The sequence below is a fragment of the Lentiprolixibacter aurantiacus genome, assembly GCF_026241225.1.
GTDB lineage: Bacteria > Bacteroidota > Bacteroidia > Flavobacteriales > Flavobacteriaceae > Lentiprolixibacter > Lentiprolixibacter aurantiacus.
The window spans coordinates 1,480,831-1,499,290 of record NZ_JAPFQP010000001.1 but is presented as its reverse complement, the minus strand read 5'-3'; the positions used below and the strand labels follow the sequence as shown (position 1 = coordinate 1,499,290).

Annotated in this window: 18 protein-coding genes; 12 read left to right on the top strand and 6 right to left on the bottom strand. The window is 44.1% G+C overall.

The window, feature by feature from the left end:
• The first annotated feature begins 16 nt into the window (after positions 1 to 16).
• The 4 genes from coaD (at position 17) to OO016_RS06720 (ending at position 5,501) form a co-directional block, all read left to right on the top strand.
• Entirely contained in the window at positions 17 to 472 is a 456-nt protein-coding gene (coaD, locus tag OO016_RS06735) for a pantetheine-phosphate adenylyltransferase (RefSeq protein ID WP_266011818.1), read from the top strand.
• Positions 473 to 684: 212 nt separating this feature from the next.
• Entirely contained in the window at positions 685 to 3,300 is a 2,616-nt protein-coding gene (locus OO016_RS06730) for a PAS domain-containing sensor histidine kinase (RefSeq protein ID WP_266011816.1), read from the top strand.
• Positions 3,287 to 3,691, top strand: coding sequence for a response regulator (locus OO016_RS06725; protein WP_266011814.1), 405 nt, complete (start codon positions 3,287 to 3,289; stop codon positions 3,689 to 3,691). Before OO016_RS06730 ends, OO016_RS06725 begins: the two co-directional genes overlap by 14 nt.
• Positions 3,692 to 3,752: 61 nt before the next feature.
• The gene (locus OO016_RS06720; RefSeq protein ID WP_266011812.1) at positions 3,753 to 5,501 is read left to right on the top strand and encodes a M14 family metallopeptidase; all 1,749 of its coding nucleotides are present in this window, start codon (positions 3,753 to 3,755) and stop codon (positions 5,499 to 5,501) included.
• 9 nt (positions 5,502 to 5,510) lie between these two features.
• Here the strand turns inward: OO016_RS06720 and OO016_RS06715 are convergent, their stop codons facing one another.
• Positions 5,511 to 6,098 carry an NUDIX hydrolase gene (locus OO016_RS06715; RefSeq protein ID WP_266011810.1) on the bottom strand — a complete coding sequence of 196 codons (588 nt, stop codon included), beginning with the start codon at positions 6,096 to 6,098 and terminating at the stop codon, positions 5,511 to 5,513.
• Between the two features lie 7 nt (positions 6,099 to 6,105).
• Here OO016_RS06715 and pyrE point away from each other — a divergent pair, with 7 nt between their 5' ends.
• A complete protein-coding gene (gene pyrE / locus OO016_RS06710) occupies positions 6,106 to 6,750 on the top strand; it encodes an orotate phosphoribosyltransferase (RefSeq protein WP_266011808.1) in 645 nt (214 codons plus the stop codon).
• 1 nt (position 6,751) lies between these two features.
• Positions 6,752 to 7,147, top strand: coding sequence for an SRPBCC family protein (locus tag OO016_RS06705; RefSeq protein WP_266011806.1), 396 nt, complete (start codon positions 6,752 to 6,754; stop codon positions 7,145 to 7,147).
• A gap of 21 nt (positions 7,148 to 7,168) precedes the next feature.
• Here the strand turns inward: OO016_RS06705 and OO016_RS06700 are convergent, their stop codons facing one another.
• Positions 7,169 to 7,900: a biotin--[acetyl-CoA-carboxylase] ligase gene (locus OO016_RS06700; RefSeq protein ID WP_266011804.1), complete on the bottom strand. Its 732-nt coding sequence runs from the start codon at positions 7,898 to 7,900 to the stop codon at positions 7,169 to 7,171.
• A gap of 93 nt (positions 7,901 to 7,993) precedes the next feature.
• Between OO016_RS06700 and rsfS the strand changes: the two genes are divergently transcribed.
• The 6 genes from rsfS to OO016_RS06670 are packed head-to-tail and all read left to right on the top strand — an operon-like array spanning position 7,994 to position 12,751.
• Positions 7,994 to 8,371: a ribosome silencing factor gene (gene rsfS, locus OO016_RS06695; RefSeq protein ID WP_266011803.1), complete on the top strand. Its 378-nt coding sequence runs from the start codon at positions 7,994 to 7,996 to the stop codon at positions 8,369 to 8,371.
• Between the two features lie 7 nt (positions 8,372 to 8,378).
• On the top strand, positions 8,379 to 10,370 hold the full coding sequence (gene ftsH, locus OO016_RS06690; RefSeq protein ID WP_266011801.1) for an ATP-dependent zinc metalloprotease FtsH: 1,992 nt from the start codon (positions 8,379 to 8,381) through the stop codon (positions 10,368 to 10,370).
• 56 nt (positions 10,371 to 10,426) lie between these two features.
• Positions 10,427 to 11,038 (top strand): LUD domain-containing protein, encoded by a 612-nt coding sequence (locus tag OO016_RS06685; protein ID WP_266011800.1) that lies wholly within the window; start codon positions 10,427 to 10,429, stop codon positions 11,036 to 11,038.
• A 1-nt stretch (position 11,039) separates the two neighbouring features.
• Positions 11,040 to 11,843: a phosphatidate cytidylyltransferase gene (locus OO016_RS06680; RefSeq protein WP_266011798.1), complete on the top strand. Its 804-nt coding sequence runs from the start codon at positions 11,040 to 11,042 to the stop codon at positions 11,841 to 11,843.
• A complete protein-coding gene (locus tag OO016_RS06675) occupies positions 11,833 to 12,501 on the top strand; it encodes a phosphatidylserine decarboxylase family protein (RefSeq protein WP_266011796.1) in 669 nt (222 codons plus the stop codon). The genes OO016_RS06680 and OO016_RS06675 overlap by 11 nt, the downstream gene beginning before the upstream one ends.
• Entirely contained in the window at positions 12,491 to 12,751 is a 261-nt protein-coding gene (locus tag OO016_RS06670; RefSeq protein ID WP_266011795.1) for an acyl-CoA-binding protein, read from the top strand. The genes OO016_RS06675 and OO016_RS06670 overlap by 11 nt, the downstream gene beginning before the upstream one ends.
• 4 nt (positions 12,752 to 12,755) lie before the next feature.
• Here the strand turns inward: OO016_RS06670 and OO016_RS06665 are convergent, their stop codons facing one another.
• The 4 genes from OO016_RS06665 to OO016_RS06650 all read right to left on the bottom strand — a co-directional run bounded on the left by OO016_RS06665 (position 12,756) and on the right by OO016_RS06650 (position 18,265).
• Positions 12,756 to 13,526: a creatininase family protein gene (locus tag OO016_RS06665; protein WP_266011794.1), complete on the bottom strand. Its 771-nt coding sequence runs from the start codon at positions 13,524 to 13,526 to the stop codon at positions 12,756 to 12,758.
• Positions 13,523 to 14,791: a sterol desaturase family protein gene (locus OO016_RS06660; RefSeq protein ID WP_266011793.1), complete on the bottom strand. Its 1,269-nt coding sequence runs from the start codon at positions 14,789 to 14,791 to the stop codon at positions 13,523 to 13,525. Before OO016_RS06660 ends, OO016_RS06665 begins: the two co-directional genes overlap by 4 nt.
• 64 nt (positions 14,792 to 14,855) lie before the next feature.
• On the bottom strand, positions 14,856 to 15,443 hold the full coding sequence (locus OO016_RS06655; protein WP_266011791.1) for a hypothetical protein: 588 nt from the start codon (positions 15,441 to 15,443) through the stop codon (positions 14,856 to 14,858).
• Between the two features lie 191 nt (positions 15,444 to 15,634).
• Positions 15,635 to 18,265 carry a valine--tRNA ligase gene (locus OO016_RS06650; RefSeq protein WP_266011790.1) on the bottom strand — a complete coding sequence of 877 codons (2,631 nt, stop codon included), beginning with the start codon at positions 18,263 to 18,265 and terminating at the stop codon, positions 15,635 to 15,637.
• Positions 18,266 to 18,460: the final 195 nt, after the last annotated feature.

Below are 18,460 nucleotides of genomic sequence, written 5' to 3'. Positions count from 1 at the left end.
CATTAACCGACATATCATGAAGCGCGCAATCTTTCCCGGATCCTTTGACCCCATAACCCTTGGACATTACGATATTATCCAAAGGGGTATCCCGCTTTTTGATGAATTGGTGATCGCCATTGGGATCAATGCAGATAAAAAATATATGTTCTCACTTGAAGAACGCAGAAAATTCATCGCTGAAGCTTTTGCTCACGAACCCAAAGTTAGAGTGGAAACCTATGAGGGGCTTACGATAGACTTCTGCAAAAAGATCAAAGCAGATTACATTCTGAGGGGATTGCGCAATCCTGCAGATTTCGAATTTGAAAAAGCTATCGCACACACCAATAGAAAGCTTTCTGAAATTGAAACAGTCTTCTTACTAACCTCATCCGGAAAATCCTACATTAGTTCTTCCATTGTCAGAGATGTTATAAGACATGGTGGAGATTACACGGTATTGGTCCCCCATACTGTCAGAATAAGCTGATTTCATGCTGTTTAAGGCAGTTTTTGTTATGCCATTCTAAAAATTTCTGTATCCTCCAATCTTATTATATTGTAAGTTTTTTCTGTATTTTTATTCATATTATACTTATTTTCCATACGAATTATACGACACACAACGATAATCGGGAACTTCACAACATTGATTAAGCTTTGATAGAAAATACGTATACATTAGTAGGAAAATACGACTTAATGTTGAGGGGGACTCAGGATTCTTTAGCCAATAGCTTAATAAAGCAGTTGCCAATCGCAACAGCATTCATCAACTCGAAACTGGAGGTGGTGCATGCCTCTGACCGCTGGATTTCCGACTTTGATTTTCAGGACAAAATGGTTGTTGGTAAAAATTTATTTCAATTATTTCCTGACATCCGCAACTCCTGGAAAAAAGATCTTCGAAAAGTAATCACCAGGGGTACCAACATAACGGGTATTGAGTGCTTTTTGGATCAGAATGGGGATGAGCACTGGTTTAACTGGACCAATTCTCCCTGGTACGATCAAAATAGAAAGATCATCGGAGTTATTATTCAAACCGAGGATATTACCAACGAGATCTTTGACAGTGCCAAAATGGAGAAGCTGGAGATCCTGCTCAATGATAAATCTGAGATTTCCAGGATAGGAAGCTGGCAATACGATGCCGTTAGAAAAGATCTGACGTGGTGCGAAATCACCAGGGAAATCCATGAAGTGCCCGCAGATTATACCCCGAATATAGAAACCGCTATTAGCTTTTACAAGGAAGGATATAGCAGAAACACCATAGCCATGGCCGTAGATCAGGCTATGAATGAAGGGAAACCTTGGAACGAAAAGCTGCAACTGGTTACAGCAAAAGGTAACGAAATTTGGGTAATAGCTGCAGGGAAACCCATATTTAAAGACGATAAATTCCTGGGACTGATTGGTACGTTTCAGGATGTTACAAAAGATATTATAAGTCAGCGTAAAAACGAAGAACAGGAACGGCAGTTCCAAAGTATCTTCAACTCCTCATATCAGTTTACCGGGATTTTAGACCTTGACGGCACATTCCTGCAGATTAATGAAACAGCCCTGAATTTTGCTGAAATCAAAGAATCTGATGTAGTTGGAAAGAAATTCTGGGACGCTTACTGGTGGCCCATTCCCGATATGGTCCGGGACGGACTTAAAAATGTGGTTAAAGCGGCAGCTGGTGGTGAGGTTATTCGAAGCGAAATAGTGGTGCTGGACAAAAACCAGGAAAAAGTGCCTGTCGACTTTAGTTTAAAACCCATTTTTGACAAAAAGAAACAGGTTACTTCCCTGTTAGCTGAAGGCAGGATGATCAAGGAAATGGTTGTGGCCAGGGAGAAGCTCAAAGTTAGTGAGAAGAAATTCCGGGCCTTGTTCGAATTATCACCTATTGCCAAGATCTTAAGTGATTTTGATACCGGGGAAATCCTGGAGATCAACAGTGCCTTTACCGAAGTGCTGGGTATTGACAAAGAAGAAGCTGCTTCCTTAAACTACACCAATATAGTACCCAATACCAGGAGCCTCAAACGTAATCAGATTAAAGAAATCCTGGAAAAAGAGGGTACGTTTGGGCCGCTGGAACACGAATTAGTCCGAAAAAACGGAGTCTCATTTAAAGCAAGTTTAAGTGGCTCTCTTGTAGAAATCAAAAATGGCAAAAGACTATTGTGGACGGCTGCTCAGGACCTTACCGAGGTAAAGAGAAAAGAGAAACAGATCAATGAAGAGCGACAGTTGCTGCGGACGCTTATAGACAATCTTCCGCTGAATGTTTACATTAAAGACCTGGATTCTAAAAAGTTACTGGTAAATAAAGCGGAAATGGATTATTGCGGAATCAAAGAACACGCCGATATCATAGGCAGAAGTGATTCCGATTTTTACGATGACACCTCGGTCAAAATCTCCAGGGAAGAGGATCTGAAGGTTATGAGTACCCTTACCCCCATACTGGGCAAGGAAACCATCAACATTAAAAAAGATGGCAGGTTAACCACCTTTCTGACTTCTAAAATTCCGCTTATTGGCGACGATGGAAAAGCCAAAGGCCTGATCGGGATTAGTATGGATATTTCCGATTTAAAGCGAAAGGAAAAAGAATTGCAGGACCTGATCAGTGTGACTTCGGTTCAGAACAAGCAGCTTATCAATTTTGCACATATCGTATCGCACAATTTGAGGTCGCACTCAGCCAATTTTTCCATGCTGCTGGAATTCCTGGTGAATGAAACGGACGAAAGCGAAAAGGAAAAGCTGGTAAAAATGCTGACCGAAGCCTCAGACAACCTGCTGGAAACCCTGGATAACCTCAACGAGGTAGTGGCCATCAGCACCAATGTTAACCTGAAAAAGAAACCAGTGAACCTGGTTAAAAAGATCGCTGCCGTAGAACAGAACCTGGCAGCATTCCTCAAGAAAAATAATGCCCAAATCTTAAATGAAATCCCCCATGACACCCAGGTAAAGGTAGTACCAGCCTACCTGGATAGTGTATTGATGAACTTCATTACCAATGCGGTTAAATACAAGGATCCTCAAAGAGATCCTGTGGTTAAGCTATCCCTGGAACAGTGCAATGACTACACTGTCCTTAGCATAACTGACAACGGCCTTGGTATTGATCTGGAGAAGTATGGAGACAAACTTTTCGGAATGTACAAAACCTTTCACGAAAATCCGGATGCCCGGGGTATTGGCTTGTACATAACTAAAAACCAGGTAGAAGCTATGAACGGAAAGATCACCGTTAGCAGCGAACCAGGGAAGGGAACGACATTTAATATTCATTTTAATGAAAAAAATTAGGGCTATTAGCATTATTGATGACGACCCCATCACAGTTTTCGGAATAAAAAAAATGCTTCATTCCATAGAAGCCAGCCAGGATATTATTACCTATGGAAACGGCAAAGAAGCCCTGGATGGGATAAAATTGCGTATTGAGGAAGGCTCCGGTGTTCCAGAAGTTATTTTTCTGGATATCAATATGCCCATCATGGATGGATGGCAGTTCCTGGAAGAATTTATCGCCCTTCCGCTGAAAGAAAGGATCAGGATAAATATCGTAACCTCCTCCATTGACCCGGCTGACAAACAAAACTGGGAACGCTTCAAAACCCGGACACATCACCTTCTGGATTACAAGAATAAGCCTATTCGCAGATCAGATATCGCCGAGATCACCCGAGTAGCCTGAAACAACCAACTTTCCTTCATAATTCCCTATTTTTATTCCCGCTCATTCAAGATTTGGGAATATGCGCTTTAAGGCATTCATAGTTTTGTTTCTGACGGGCCTGACATGGTCATGTGAAACCAAAGTGGAAAAGAAGGTAGTGGATTATCAGACACCTTACGAGCAGGGCTCAGGAAATGAAACAGCTACCTATGACCAGGTACTTGCTTTTTATCTCAAGCTCGCCAGGGAATTTCCCGAAATCAACATTCAATCTGTAGGAGAAACAGATATTGGCCTGCCGCTGCATGTGGTGACCTTCAATCCGGAGGGCGAATTCAACTTCGAAAAAGTACGGGAAAATAAATCTATCATCCTGATCAATAACGGGATCCATCCCGGCGAAAGCGATGGGATAGATGCCACCATGATGTTTTTCCGTGACCTTGCGATAGGGAAACAAAAAGCCCCGGAAAAAACGGTTATTGCAACTATACCCGTATACAATATTGGCGGTGCAATGAACAGGAATAGCACAAGCAGGGTAAACCAGAACGGGCCTCTGGAATATGGTTTCAGGGGCAACGCCAGGAACTACGACCTGAATCGTGATTTTATCAAAGCAGACACCAAAAACGCAGCTAGCTTTGCCCGCATTTTCCACCTGCTCAAACCCGATGTTTTTGTAGATACCCACGTAAGTAATGGTGCCGATTATCAGTACACGCTTACCCATCTTTTTACCCAGCATAACAAACTTGGGGGTAACATGGGTGCTTTTCTGCATGATACCTGGCAACCTTCACTGGAAAAAGCACTGGCCCTGGATGGCTGGGACATCACACCCTATGTAAATGTCTTTAATCGCGTACCCGAAACAGGGTTCAGCCAGTTTATGGACTACCCGCGCTACTCCACGGGTTATACAACCCTATGGAATACGCTGGGGCTAATGGTAGAAACCCACATGCTTAAACCTTATGAAGACCGCGTGGCCGGAACCTATGCCCTGCTTAAGTCTGTTGTATCCGTAACAGGGGAATACAGTGGGGAAATCAAAAAACAAAAGCAGGAAGCCTTTGCGGCCCTCACAGAAGGCGCTTTCTACCCAACAGGATGGAAAATTGATTCCGCCAGCGTGAGGCAACTCAATTTCAAAGGGTATCATGCAGATACAATCCCAAGCAAAGTTACCGGCCTCCCCCGCCTCCGTTATGACCAGAACAGACCATTTGAAAAGGAGATACCCTATTACGACACCTTTATACCTTCGGATTCTGTTCGCATTCCTGCTGCCTACATAATTCCCGCGGGCTGGGATCATATTCAACCCTATTTGGATCGCAATGAAATCCAATACACCCGAATTGACCGGGACACCACTTTGATGGCAGAAGTATATAACATAGATCATTACCAGACTCGGAGCAGGGCATATGAAGGCCACTACCCGCATTACAATACCACAGTTGATTCAAGTATGGATTCTGTGCTGGTAAAGGAAGGAGGATTGTGGATTCCTACCGGCCAGGCCGGGGTGAGATACTTACTGGAAACATTGGAGCCATCAGCGCCGGATTCCTTTTTTAACTGGAACTTCTTTGATGCCATTTTACAGCGCAAGGAAGGATTTTCACCCTATGTTTTTGAAGATATGATGGAGGAATTGCTTGAGGAAGACGACAGTCTTCGTGTAGCCTTCCAGGAAAAAAAGACAGAAGATGAAGCCTTTGGTCAAAATGCCTACCGCCAGCTGTACTGGTTATTTGAACAGTCGCCCTATGCGGAAAAAGAATATAAAAGATACCCTGTAATAAGGGTTCCTGAGTAAAAGAAGGCATCAATGTCCGAACAGGGACTTGATGTTGGTGTAGGAATTCTCAAGGGCTTTCTGGATCTTTTTGGGGCCTTTCCATTTCACTTTTTCTATACCCTCGCTTAGCTGACCAATCAGAGGGCCTTTGTAATTAGTTTTCATGGCAAACCAATGCACCTCCTTAAGCCTGTACTTGCCATTGCTTTTGAAAATATGGTAGGTAGTGGTTAAGAAATTTTCGATCTTCAGGTTTTGCACCCCGGTCTCCTCTTCCACCTCTCTAAGGGCACATTCTTTAATGGTTTCACCCTTATCCAGTTTTCCCTTGGGAAGGTCCCATTTGTTGTTTCTATAGATGAAAAGAACTTTTCCTTCCTTGTTGGTTACCACACCACCGGCCGCAATCTCCATAGGAATTTTTTTTGTGAATTTCTTCAGGATCTCCTCATTGTTCGGATGGTAAATGAAAGCCTTTTCCAGCTTTCCACTGTTTAGGGCATCAATGGCTTTTTGAATAGCATCGCTGTTCAGCAAGAAGTATTCGCCATTGTTGGTTTCGGAGAGTTTATTCGTTAAAATCAGCGGAGCGTTTTTAACAAAAACTTTATACATTTGCGACATGGTTTTGGACAAAGATACCGCGGCGAAAACAGCAGAACTTCTGTTGCAAATTAATGCAATTAAGTTGAGACCCGAAAATCCTTTTACATGGGCGTCGGGATGGAAATCACCTATCTACTGCGACAATAGAATTATCCTTTCTTATCCCCCAATTCGAAACTTTATCCGTGAAGAAATGGGGAAATGCGTGGAAGATTTATACGGCAAACCCGATGTGATTGCCGGAGTAGCTACCGGGGCAATAGGAATTGGCATGCTGGTAGCGGAATATCTGGGGCTTCCTTTTATCTATGTGAGGCCTGAACCCAAATCCCATGGCAGGCAAAATCAGATTGAAGGCTACCTGGAGGCCAATCAGAAAGTAGTGGTTATTGAAGATCTGATCAGTACAGGGAAAAGCAGCCTGAATGCGGTGGCAGCGCTTGAAGAGCAGAATGCAGTGGTCAAAGGAATGGTCGCAATTTTTACTTATGGATTTGAAGTGGCCAAAACCAATTTCGAAGAAAAAGGGGTTGACTTGCATACGCTTTGCGATTACGACCACCTGATACGCCAGGCCACGGAAACGAACTATATAAAGGAAGAACAACTAGATACCCTGATGGACTGGCGACAAAATCCCGCAGGCTGGAATACTCTGTAAAATGCACTTAGAAAGCCCAAAGAATACGATAGGAAAAAGCAGCAAGGAAGTATTTGAATTCCTTACCGAACCTAAAAATTTTGAAACATTAATGCCGGATAATGTGGATAAATTTGAAGTAGTAAATCCGGACACCTTCCTCTTTGCTTTAAAGGGTATGCCGGAAATAGCCTTAAAAAAGAAAGAAGAAGTCCCTTTTTCCAAAGTTGTCCTGGGTGCAGCAAGTGATAAGCTCCCCTTTACCCTTACCGCTCATATTGCTGAAATTGCGGAAGAGAAATCTGAAGTTTTCCTGAGCTTTGAGGGAGAATTCAACGCCATGATGGCGATGATGATCAAAACCCCGATCACCAATTTTATCGGCACCCTGTCCGAAAATATGAGTCGCATCGAATAGATTGGCCTTCCAGGATCACCTTCATAGGACCATCCGGATTTCGTTTAAACCGTAAGTATCTTCGGTACCCGAATCTCTTTTCACCACAAGTCTACCAATGGTATCTATTCCCTGGATAACACCGCTAAAACTATCTCCAAGTGGCGTACTGAATAGCATCCTCTCCCCCTTCCCATAGAGCATTTCTTCGTATGATACCTGAGCATTTTCTACAGGACCGGACAGAAATTTGTTGATTTGCCTTTCCAGGGCCCCGGTCAGGTCTTTCAGGACGTTTTCCAGTGGCAGTTCTTTCCCGATCTGTAAGCTAATAGAAGTAGCTTTTAGTCCTGGTGGAAATTGATCCTGATTTACATTAAGCCCGATACCGATAACGGCAGCCTTCAGATAGGCCCCTTTTACTATATTTTCGACCAGAATCCCACAGAGTTTTTGTTTACCTGACAGAATGTCGTTCGGCCATTTTACCCTAATATCCGGTACTTCATACCTTTTAAGTACTTCGACTATAGCCAGTGAAGTACTTATGCTGATTGCGAACTGATCCGAAGCCTTTAACTGATCAAATCTTTTTAAGATACTAATTGTCAGGTTTTTACCTGGATCTGAAATCCATTCCCTGCCCAGCTGCCCGCGGCCTTTTTTCTGGCAGTCTGCCTGGACTACGGTACCATCAGGTGGGTTTTGCTTTACCAAAAGATCTTTTAGGTATGCATTGGTAGAATCCGTGGCATCAAGTTTGATCAAAAGCATGCGGAGGCCTTGTTTTATCACTACAATGTTATGTTAAAAACAATGTCCGGCAAAACAAAAAAATAATAACTTTGTACAAACTAAAATCACTTAATGCAGAAAAGGAAAGCTAGTGCAGATGAGTTAATTGCCCTAATCTTACACGGAATAGAAGAAGTAAAAGGACTGGATATAAACCTACTTGACTTAAGGGAAATTGAGAATACTGTTTGTGATTATTTCATCATTTGCAATGGTACTTCCAATACGCATGTCAATGCGATAGTCAATTCTGTACAAAAATCCGTTAGCAAAGCTAGTAAAGACAAACCCTGGCATGTAGAAGGCAGGGAAAACGGCGAATGGGTACTTCTGGATTACGTCAATATAGTAGTCCATGTTTTCCAGCCACAGGCCCGCGAATTCTATGATATAGAAGGCCTTTGGGGTGATGCGAAGATGACAGTAGTGGAGCGAAGTGTAAATCAGTAAATTAAAAATGGCAAAAGACAATAAGACCCCTCAGAAAAAACCGAGATTCAGCGCCTGGTGGATCTATGGCCTCATAGCCATATTGCTCATCGGGTTTCAGTTTTTTGGGGGAGAAGGGTTTTCAACTACCAAAAAGACAACTACCTCCGAATTGCAGGAGTATTTGAGAAATGGTGATATCCAGAAGATCATCATTATTACCAATACCGATCAGGCCAGGGTATACCTCACAGACGAGGCCCTGCAGAAAGATGTGCATAAAGATGTGGCAGAAAAACCACTCTTTCCTACTACAGGGGCAATTCCCCAATATATTCTGGATTATGGTGACCTCCAGCTTTTTCAGAGCGATATTGACGAAATTAAGAAAGAAAACAGCCTGGATACCATTGTTGAATTCGACAAGGAGTCCAACCTGTTTATGGATCTTCTCATAACCATCCTGCCATTTGTGCTCATCATAGGTATCTGGATTTACCTGATGAGGCGTATGTCCGGAGGTGCAGGAGGAGGCGCAGGAGGGCAAATTTTCAATATCGGGAAATCCAAAGCCAAGCTTTTTGACGAGAAAACCGATACCCGTACTTCTTTCCAGGACGTAGCCGGATTGGAGGGTGCCAAGGAAGAAGTTGAGGAGATTGTCGAGTTCCTGAAGAATCCTGATAAATACACCTCCCTGGGAGGTAAGATCCCCAAAGGGGCCCTGCTGGTAGGACCTCCGGGAACGGGAAAGACCTTGTTGGCCAAAGCAGTAGCAGGAGAAGCCAAAGTACCTTTCTTTTCACTGTCCGGTTCAGACTTCGTTGAAATGTTTGTCGGTGTGGGAGCCTCGAGGGTAAGAGACCTGTTTAAGCAGGCCAAGGACAAGTCTCCCTCTATCATTTTTATAGACGAGATAGACGCCATTGGACGTGCCCGTGGGAAGAATAATATTACCGGTTCTAATGACGAAAGGGAAAATACCCTGAATCAGCTGTTAACCGAGATGGATGGTTTTGGCACCAACACCAATGTAATTGTACTGGCCGCTACCAACCGCGCAGATGTGCTGGATAAAGCCCTGATGCGTGCAGGGAGGTTCGATCGCCAGATCTATGTAGACCTTCCGGATATACGTGAGCGCAAGGAAATATTTGAAGTCCACCTGAGACCAATTAAGACCTCGGAAACCCTGGATCTCGATTTCCTGGCAAGGCAAACCCCGGGATTCTCAGGGGCAGATATCGCCAACGTATGCAATGAAGCAGCCCTTATCGCAGCAAGGAAAGAGAAAAAGGCGGTGAGCAAACAGGACTTCCTTGATGCGGTAGACCGTATTGTAGGAGGACTGGAGAAGAAAAACAAAATTATCACACCCGAGGAAAAGCGAACCATTGCCTATCACGAAGCTGGGCATGCCACGGTAAGCTGGATGCTGGAACATGCGGCCCCCCTGGTTAAGGTAACTATTGTACCTCGTGGGCAGTCGCTAGGTTCGGCCTGGTACCTGCCGGAAGAACGTCTTATAGTGCGCCCGGAACAGATGCAGGATGAAATGTGCGCCACTCTGGGAGGCCGGGCTGCGGAGAAAGTTATATTTGATAAAATCTCTACCGGAGCCTTAAGCGATCTCGAAAAAGTTACCAAACAGGCCCGTGCCATGGTTACCATTTATGGCATGAATGACGAGATTGGCAACCTTACGTATTATGACTCCTCAGGGCAAAGTGAGTATGGATTTACCAAACCCTACAGCGAGCAAACTGCCCAGAAGATAGATGAAGAAATTTCCAAAATTGTTGAGGAACAGTATCAGCGTGCCATAGCTGTACTTCATGAGCATAAAGACAAACTTACTGCTCTTGCAGAACGATTATTGGAAAAAGAGGTTATCTTTAAGGAAGATTTGGAAAAAATCTTTGGTAGAAGGCCTTTTGAAAAACATTTTGATCAAAAAGGTCAGGAAATTCCCTCGGACAAACTTACACCCGAGGAGGAAACTACCGAAGAAAATAAATAAGTTCGTATAGCGTTTTTATTAATACAAAGGACGCTACGTGATTTGACTGTACACGAATGGGTCTTTGGGATAAACTTTTCGGGGGAGGCAAAAAAAAGGTCTCCAAGGAAACTGCAGAAACCAGAGGGGTGCATATGCCCGACCTCCAGATACCAGTAGACGAAAAATTTACCATACATTTTAAAACAAATGGCGGTAAATTTTTATACTGTGATTCCTTTGATGAAATCTCCGAAGCCCTTAAGAATATCCTTGACGAAAACGGGTGGCACGATCACCCCTTCTTCACGTTAAATCCACGTCTGGAAGAGCGCTTTTCAAAAGAAAACCTCACCTTTACGAACAAGGCTTCCGAAAGTGAGGTGTTTTTCACTACCTGTGAACATCTGATAGCTCAAAACGGTTCTATTCTGGTATCCTCCAATCAATTGAAGGAAAAGAAGATTAACGAAGTTCCTGAAAACGTCATTGTATTTGCCACAACCAGTCAGTTAGTGGAATCCATTGGTGAGGGGTTAAAATCAATCAAACGCAAGTACAGGGATGGTTTCCCAGGCAACATTACTACTATCAAGCATTTTCAGGCTTCCGAAGACAACGAGGATGATTTTCTAACCTACGGTAGCAGTTCCAAGCATTTATATCTCTTATTACTGGAAGATCTTTAGTATGAGAGAATTGTTAAGGAGACTCCTTACCGGGGCATTGTATGTGCTAATCCTGCTTTCAGCGATTTTTCTCAGTTCGGATGCCTTCGATTTCCTGTTTATGGTCTTCGGGCTGGCTTGTTTATATGAGTACAAGCGCCTTGTACACCTGAGGGGTTACTACATATTTATTGCCTATTTAGGCTTGTGGTGGGCATACATATATTTAATAGAGGATAAGGTGCTTATCAATGTCCTTATGTTCCTTACCCTGACCGTGAACATAACTCTGCTGTTTTACCTGTTTTCTAAGAAGAGGAAACTCTATTACAATTATCAGAAGTTTATTACGGGACTTTTCTACATTGGGGGTGGCTGTATTTTCCTGACCATGATCCCGTACAAGGAAAAAGAATTTGCAAAACTCCTGATCATGGGAATCTTCATTTTAATCTGGGTTAACGATTCCTTTGCCTACCTGGTAGGAAAAAATCTGGGCAGGCACAAGCTCTATCCCTCAATTTCTCCCAAAAAAACCATAGAGGGAACTTTGGGTGGTTTTGTTTTTACCTTACTGGCAGCGTATTTCTTGGCCAGATACGAGCCTGTACTGGATCTTACCCAATGGATAACTCTTGCCACAGTAATCGTATTGATGGGGAGTCTGGGAGATTTACTGGAATCCAAACTTAAAAGGCAGGCCGGTGTAAAAGATAGTGGTGCCATATTGCCAGGTCACGGCGGTATGCTGGACCGCCTGGATAGTCTTATATTTGCAGCACCATTTGCATATTTAACCCTCAACATATTTTCTTATGTTTCATAAGGAAGGACAACGTATAATTATAACCACTTTCTTCATTACAGCTGCCATTATACTGGCAGCGAACTTCTATGTGGATGAAGCCTGGCTCAGGTATACACTGCAGATTGGCGCATTGATAGTGCTTATTCTGATATTGCAATTTTTCAGAAACCCTAAAAGGGTGGCTATTAAAAGCTTTGACGAGATTCTTGCCCCGGTAGATGGCAAAGTGGTCATCATAGAAGAGGTGGAAGAAAAAGAATACTTTAAAGACAAAAGGATGCAGGTTTCCATCTTTATGTCTCCCATAAATGTTCATGTTACCCGATACGCCGCCAGTGGAGTAATCAAATATTCCAAATATCACCCCGGAAAGTACCTGGTTGCCTGGCACCCGAAGTCAAGTGAAAAAAATGAGCGTACCACGGTGGTAATCAATACTCCCAAATTTGGGGATGTCCTTTATCGGCAGATAGCCGGGGCGGTAGCCCGGAGGATTGTAAACTACGCAGAAGTTGGGGATAATGTACAGCAGGGAGAGGATGCCGGATTTATCAAATTCGGGTCCAGGGTAGACCTGCTACTGCCTCTGGACAGTCTTATCACAGTAAAACTCAACCAGAAGGTAGTTGGGGCCAAGACCTGTATTGCTACATTAAAGGAAAAGGATGAAGAATGAAAAACTTTATCTTGAGTTTCAGGAAGCTGTAACCTACATCAACGGTTACACAGATCCTATTCCTGCAGATTTATTACTGAAACTTTACGCTTACTACAAGATAGCCAACGAAAACTTCGATAACCCTGGTAGCAAAACACCTCTGATAAACGCCTTTAAGGCAAATGCACTCATACAGGCCAGTGATATCGGACAGGAAGAAGCCATGCAGAACTATATTGAACTGGTTGCAAAACTCCGGAAAGGATAGCCTGTTAATCGTATAGGTCTTTAGGATCTGCCTTGCAAAGCTCCAGCATAAAACTTCCCAGCTTTTGTGTTAATGCCTTATAATACTTCAGGCCTTTTTCTTCACTTGCCTTTTCAGGGTTCCCAACGCCCGTATCATTGCTGATCTCAGACCACTTGCGCTCTGCCCACGCCCACCCTTCCCGAAAGGCCTTAATCTTATGCTGCCTTGAGGCGCCATCTCCCCATTCTTTCCTGGGCAAGATCAATTCCGGCTTGAGGTGCAGCATCAGGCTGGTCTCCAGCTCATCGGCATGGTCACCGGGTTCTTCAAAAAAAGTCTTTCTATCCATGGCCTGAAACCAGTTGGAAAACGAAATCCACATATCAGGGAACTTCAATCCAAGCTCCCTTACCAGGGGTTTAAAATTATTCCCGCCATGGCTGTTAAATATGAGTAGTTTTTTAATCCCCTGCCTACTCAGGGTCTGCGCGATATCCGATAAAACAGCGAGCTGTGTGGAGGGATTGAGATTCATATCCAGGTAAATATCGGATTGGCCGGTATTCACCCCGAAGGGCAGTACGGGAAGAACTACCAATTTCCCTCCGGACTCCCAGGCTATTCGGGCCGCTTCTGCTGCCAGTGCTTCCGCTTCATAGTTATCCGTACCATAGGGCAGGTGAAAATTATGCGCCTCAGTGGCACCCCAGGGAAGCACAGCCAACTCGTAGCGGAAATCCCTTAAGTACTTCCAATTGGTTTCGGCCAGGATATAGGGTCTGATTCCATTCATTGCGATAGGGTTAAGTGCTTCAACGGTTTATCTATGTAGGTAAAATAATGTGCGCCAAGAATGGTAGCTATAAAATACAGTGCAACCATAAAACTCCCCCAGGGCAACAGTTCATTCAGGCCAAACCAGTCGCCTGTTACCCAGATAAGAGCCACCCCCCCTACTCCTCTCAGGGTCTCAATCCAAACGGCACTTTTACCCCTGTCCATGAGGGTTGTATAGCCGTAAATGCCAACAAAGACAAAAGCCCCAAAAAGCATCAGGCCATCAAAACCAATGGCACTGTAATTATAAAACATGAAGAGGAGGAGCAACAGGGTAAATAGCATCTGGAATACGGCATACGCCTTAAGGCTATTGCTTGCTGCTGTTTTATAGCGTTCAAAATGATAAACGTCTTGTATGATCTCCCGCGGGTATTTCCGGGCAACATCAGCCGGGCGCCAACCGGTAGGCATAAACCAGATTCGAAGTTTATCCCAGTAATTATTAGCCCTCCAGGCATCCTGAACCAATCGCCACAAATGCTGAAAGTTAATTATAATTGGGTTCCATGTCCTGGCTGGTTTCAGGACGCCATATTGCGGGGGCACCTCATCCAGTTCCTTCTGAAAAGTGCCAAACATGCGGTCCCAGACACAAAGGATCTGCCCCAGGTTCTTGTCGATATACTCCGGGTTAATAGCATGGTGCACCCGATGTTGGGAGGGAGTTACAATGACATATTCGAGTATCCCCATCTTGCCAATATGCTGGGTATGGTACCAGAATTGCCCAAAAAGATGTATAGGAGCCAATATAGCAATTACCTGTGGTGGCACTCCCAATAGTGCAGCTGGCAGAAGCATTATAGGGAAATACCCGATCAGGTTGGATATTGACTGCCTGAGGGCACAGGCCAAATTAAATTCCTCGCTGCTATGGTGGATTACATGCTGGTTCCAGAAAATGTTTATATGGTGACTCAGGCGATGGTTCCAATAGCCAGCAAAATCCATGGCTATAAAGGCTACAAACCATACCAGCCAGGTAGCTTCAATCTGCATCACTGCAAAATGTTCAACAAGGTAAGGATAGCTGACAAGAATAAGCCCCAGGCCGAGGGAATCTTTTATGATATTAGTTAGTCCGGAACTCAGGCTGCTCACCGTATCCATTACAGTGTATTTCTGCCTTTTTACAAAATGGCCGTAGAGGATTTCCACCAGCAGCAGGATCACAAAGAACGGGATGGCATACAGGAGCGCATTGGCATAGGCTTCCATAGGCTTAAACCGAATTAAGTGCTAACAGTTTTTCCTTAAAGTATCTTACCATTTCAAAAATAGCTTAGTTAAACGGGCCAACCATAATATGTGCCCTGTGGGTTCCCGGATCCATAAGCCAGGGCATCCCTGGGGCATGCGGCTTATCCGGGAGGCCGGTAGACTCTGTGGTTGCGAAGGGAATATAGATCACGTACCGGAATTTCCCATCTTTGAGTTCTCCGGTCTCAGAATTGTAATTCTCCTGTTTCCCATAATACACGTACATCATACTGGGTTCTCTGGGCATCATCAAACTGCCGTCGGCAATTTCTTTACCCCTTATCTCCCTTCTTTCCATAAAGTCTTTACCCTCAGCACTAAGGGCCCTTCCTCTTGCCATAAACGGCTCCAGTTTACGGGAATAGCAGCTCACACTAATCCCTTCCTTTGCCGGGTCATCTCCCAGGCAAACCATATTATTGGTCCCTTCTCTAAGTACAACCAGCTCACCAGAGCTATTGTAACCATACACCATGGCCGCATCCCTGTCTTTTTCAGGGAGGGGCAGTACAGCAGTCTTTATCTGCACATCCGCAGCTAACTCCTGGCTGTAAATATTAGCGATTCCAGGACCTGCGATTAAGAAAAAAATCAGGAAGTAATTTTTCATGCCTTTTGGTTTTCCTTAAAGATAAGCATCCGCAAACACATTCTAAAATCCATTGCTGATGACTAGCTCGCGACTGCTGAAAATCGGGGTCCAGTGTAAGCCATGGAAGGAGATATCCCCCCCTTTTTTCATGGCAAAAGCAATATTAACCAATACTGGTCAGGTAATTGTTTTCGCTTAAGGCATTAATATTATTTCAGTCCGTCCAGGCTTTTTTCAAGTGTCTGAATCTTAGCCCTGGCGTCTGCTGCCTTCTTTTTCTCAAGAGTCACTACTTGTTCCGGGGCATTTTTTACAAAGCGTTCATTGGATAGCTTCTTTTCTACACTGGCGAGAAAGCCCCTTGTGTAATTGAGTTCATCCTCCAGCTTTTTGATTTCCTCAGAAATGTCTACATGGCCGCTTACCGGTATGAAGTACTCATTGCTCTTTACACGGAAAGAAAGCGCACCATCTACTTTATCCTCTACCCTGTTAATTACCGATGCATTGGTGAGTTTCTGTATTACCAAATCCCAGGACTCCCCGGCATTTTCAGAATCTAAAACAAACAATTCAAGGCTTTCTTTCATCGGGATATTCTTCTCCTTCCGGATTGTCCTGATCCCGGAAATAACCTCACGGGCAATTCTGAAACCTTCTATCAATTCATTGTCCACAACACCTTCCGAGGGCCAGTTAGATATAATGAGTGCTTCCGAAGGACTCCGATCCTCGATGTGCTGCCAGATTGCCTCGGACAAAAATGGCATGAAAGGATGCAGAATTTTCAGGTTGGCTTCAAATAGCCCAATCACTTCTTTGTAGGTAGTGGCATCTATGGGTTGCTGATAAGGTGGTTTGACAATCTCAAGCAACCAGGAGCAGAAATCATCCCAGATAAGCTTGTAAATGGCCATTAAGGCATCGGATATCCTGTACTTCGAAAAATGGTCTTCTATTAGTGCTAATGCAGCATTAAAACGCGACTCGTACCAGGCAATTCCCATAGCCGCTGCACTGGGTTGTTCAGTATCGCCGAGTTCCCAGCTCTTTACCAGGCGGAAGGCATTCCAGATCTTGTTGGCAAAGTTCTTTCCCTGCTGGCAAAGGGATTCGTCAAAAAGCAGGTCGTTGCCTGCCGCAGAACTCAGCATAAGGCCAACCCTTACCCCATCGGCACCATAATTTTCAATAAGCTTAAGTGCATCCGGCGAATTTCCGAGGGATTTGGACATTTTTCGCCTCTGTTTATCCCTTACGAGTCCCGTAAAATAAACATTGTTAAACGGTTTCTCTCCGCGGAACTCATAGCCGGCGATGATCATGCGGGATACCCAGAAGAAAATAATATCCGGTGCTGTTACCAGGTCGCTCGTGGGATAATAGTACTGAACCTCATTATTATCAGGATCCAGAATACCCCCAAAAACACTTATGGGCCACAGCCAGGACGAGAACCAGGTATCCAGCACATCTTCTTCCTGCCTCAGGTCTTCCGCCTTCAGCTTTGAATTGCCGGATTGTTTGCGCGCCTGCTCCAGGGCTGCCTCAGGGGTTTCTGCTACAACCATATCCGAAGCCGAATCGCCATAATAATAGGCAGGTATACGTTGGCCCCACCACAATTGCCTTGATATGTTCCAGTCACGGATGTTCTGCATCCAGTGCTTATAGGTATTTTCAAATTTCTTAGGGTAGAATTTAATCTCCCGGGTATCCAGTACAGCTTTCAGTGCAGGCTTGACCAGGTCTTCCATTTTGAGGAACCATTGTTCGGACAATCGGGGTTCGATTACCACTTTTGTACGTTCTGATGTACCTACCTTGTTGGTGTAGTCTTCAGTCTTAACCAGATAGCCTTTTTCGTCCAGTTCCTTTACAATCTCCTTCCGAACTACAAAACGATCTTTACCCTGGAAATGCAGGCCATTTGAATTGAGGGTGGCATCATCATTGAAAATATCAATGGTATCAAGCCCGTATTTTTCCCCCAGCATCTTGTCATTCTCATCATGCGCAGGAGTCACTTTAAGACAACCGGTCCCAAACTCAATATCTACATAACTATCCTCAATTATGGGAACAGCCCGGTTACAAAGAGGTACAATGGCTTTTTTGCCTTTTAAATGAGTGTAGCGCGTGTCCTCCGGGTTAATGCATATTGCTGTATCTCCCAGTATGGTTTCAGGACGGGTAGTGGCAATGATTACCTTTTCATTCGTTTCTTCTATAGGATATGATAAATAATACAGCTTACCCTGTCGCTCCTCATAAATTACCTCCTCATCAGAAAGTGTGGTCTTGGCCAGCGGGTCCCAGTTAACCATGCGGTACCCCCTGTATATAAGACCTTTATTGTACAGGTCTACAAAAACCCTGATAACGGAGGCAGACATATCCTCATCCATCGTAAACTTGGTTCGGTCCCAGTCACAGGAACAACCCAGTTTTTTGAGCTGCTCAAGAATAACCCCTCCGTACTTGTCTGTCCAGTCCCACGCATGCTCCAGGAATTCTTCACGACTTATGGCGGCCTTGTCTACACCTTCTTCCCTGAGCTTGGCTACAACCTTAGCTTCTGTAGCTATGGATGCATGGTCCATCCCGGGCACCCAGCAGGCATTTTTCCCCTGCAAACGCGCGCGCCTCACCAAAATATCCTGCAGGGTGTTATTTAACATATGCCCCATATGCAACACCCCTGTAACGTTTGGAGGTGGGATCACTATGGTATAAGGCTCCCTGTCATCCGGTTCAGAATGAAAATACTTATGTTTCATCCAATAGTCATACCATTGGTTTTCAACACTTTGAGGGTCGTATTTTGAAGGGATATCCATTTTTGGTACAGTTTTTGAATCTACTGATTGGGCAGAAAAAAAGACTATCGCAGGTATTTCGGGTATTTGCGATAATCTGTCTTTTTTGACTGTCAGCTAATACGAAACAAAAATAAGTAACGTTAGAACATAACAAAAGAATTTTGGATGTTGATAGCAAATCATCTACATTTGAGATTCACCCAAAACTGAATA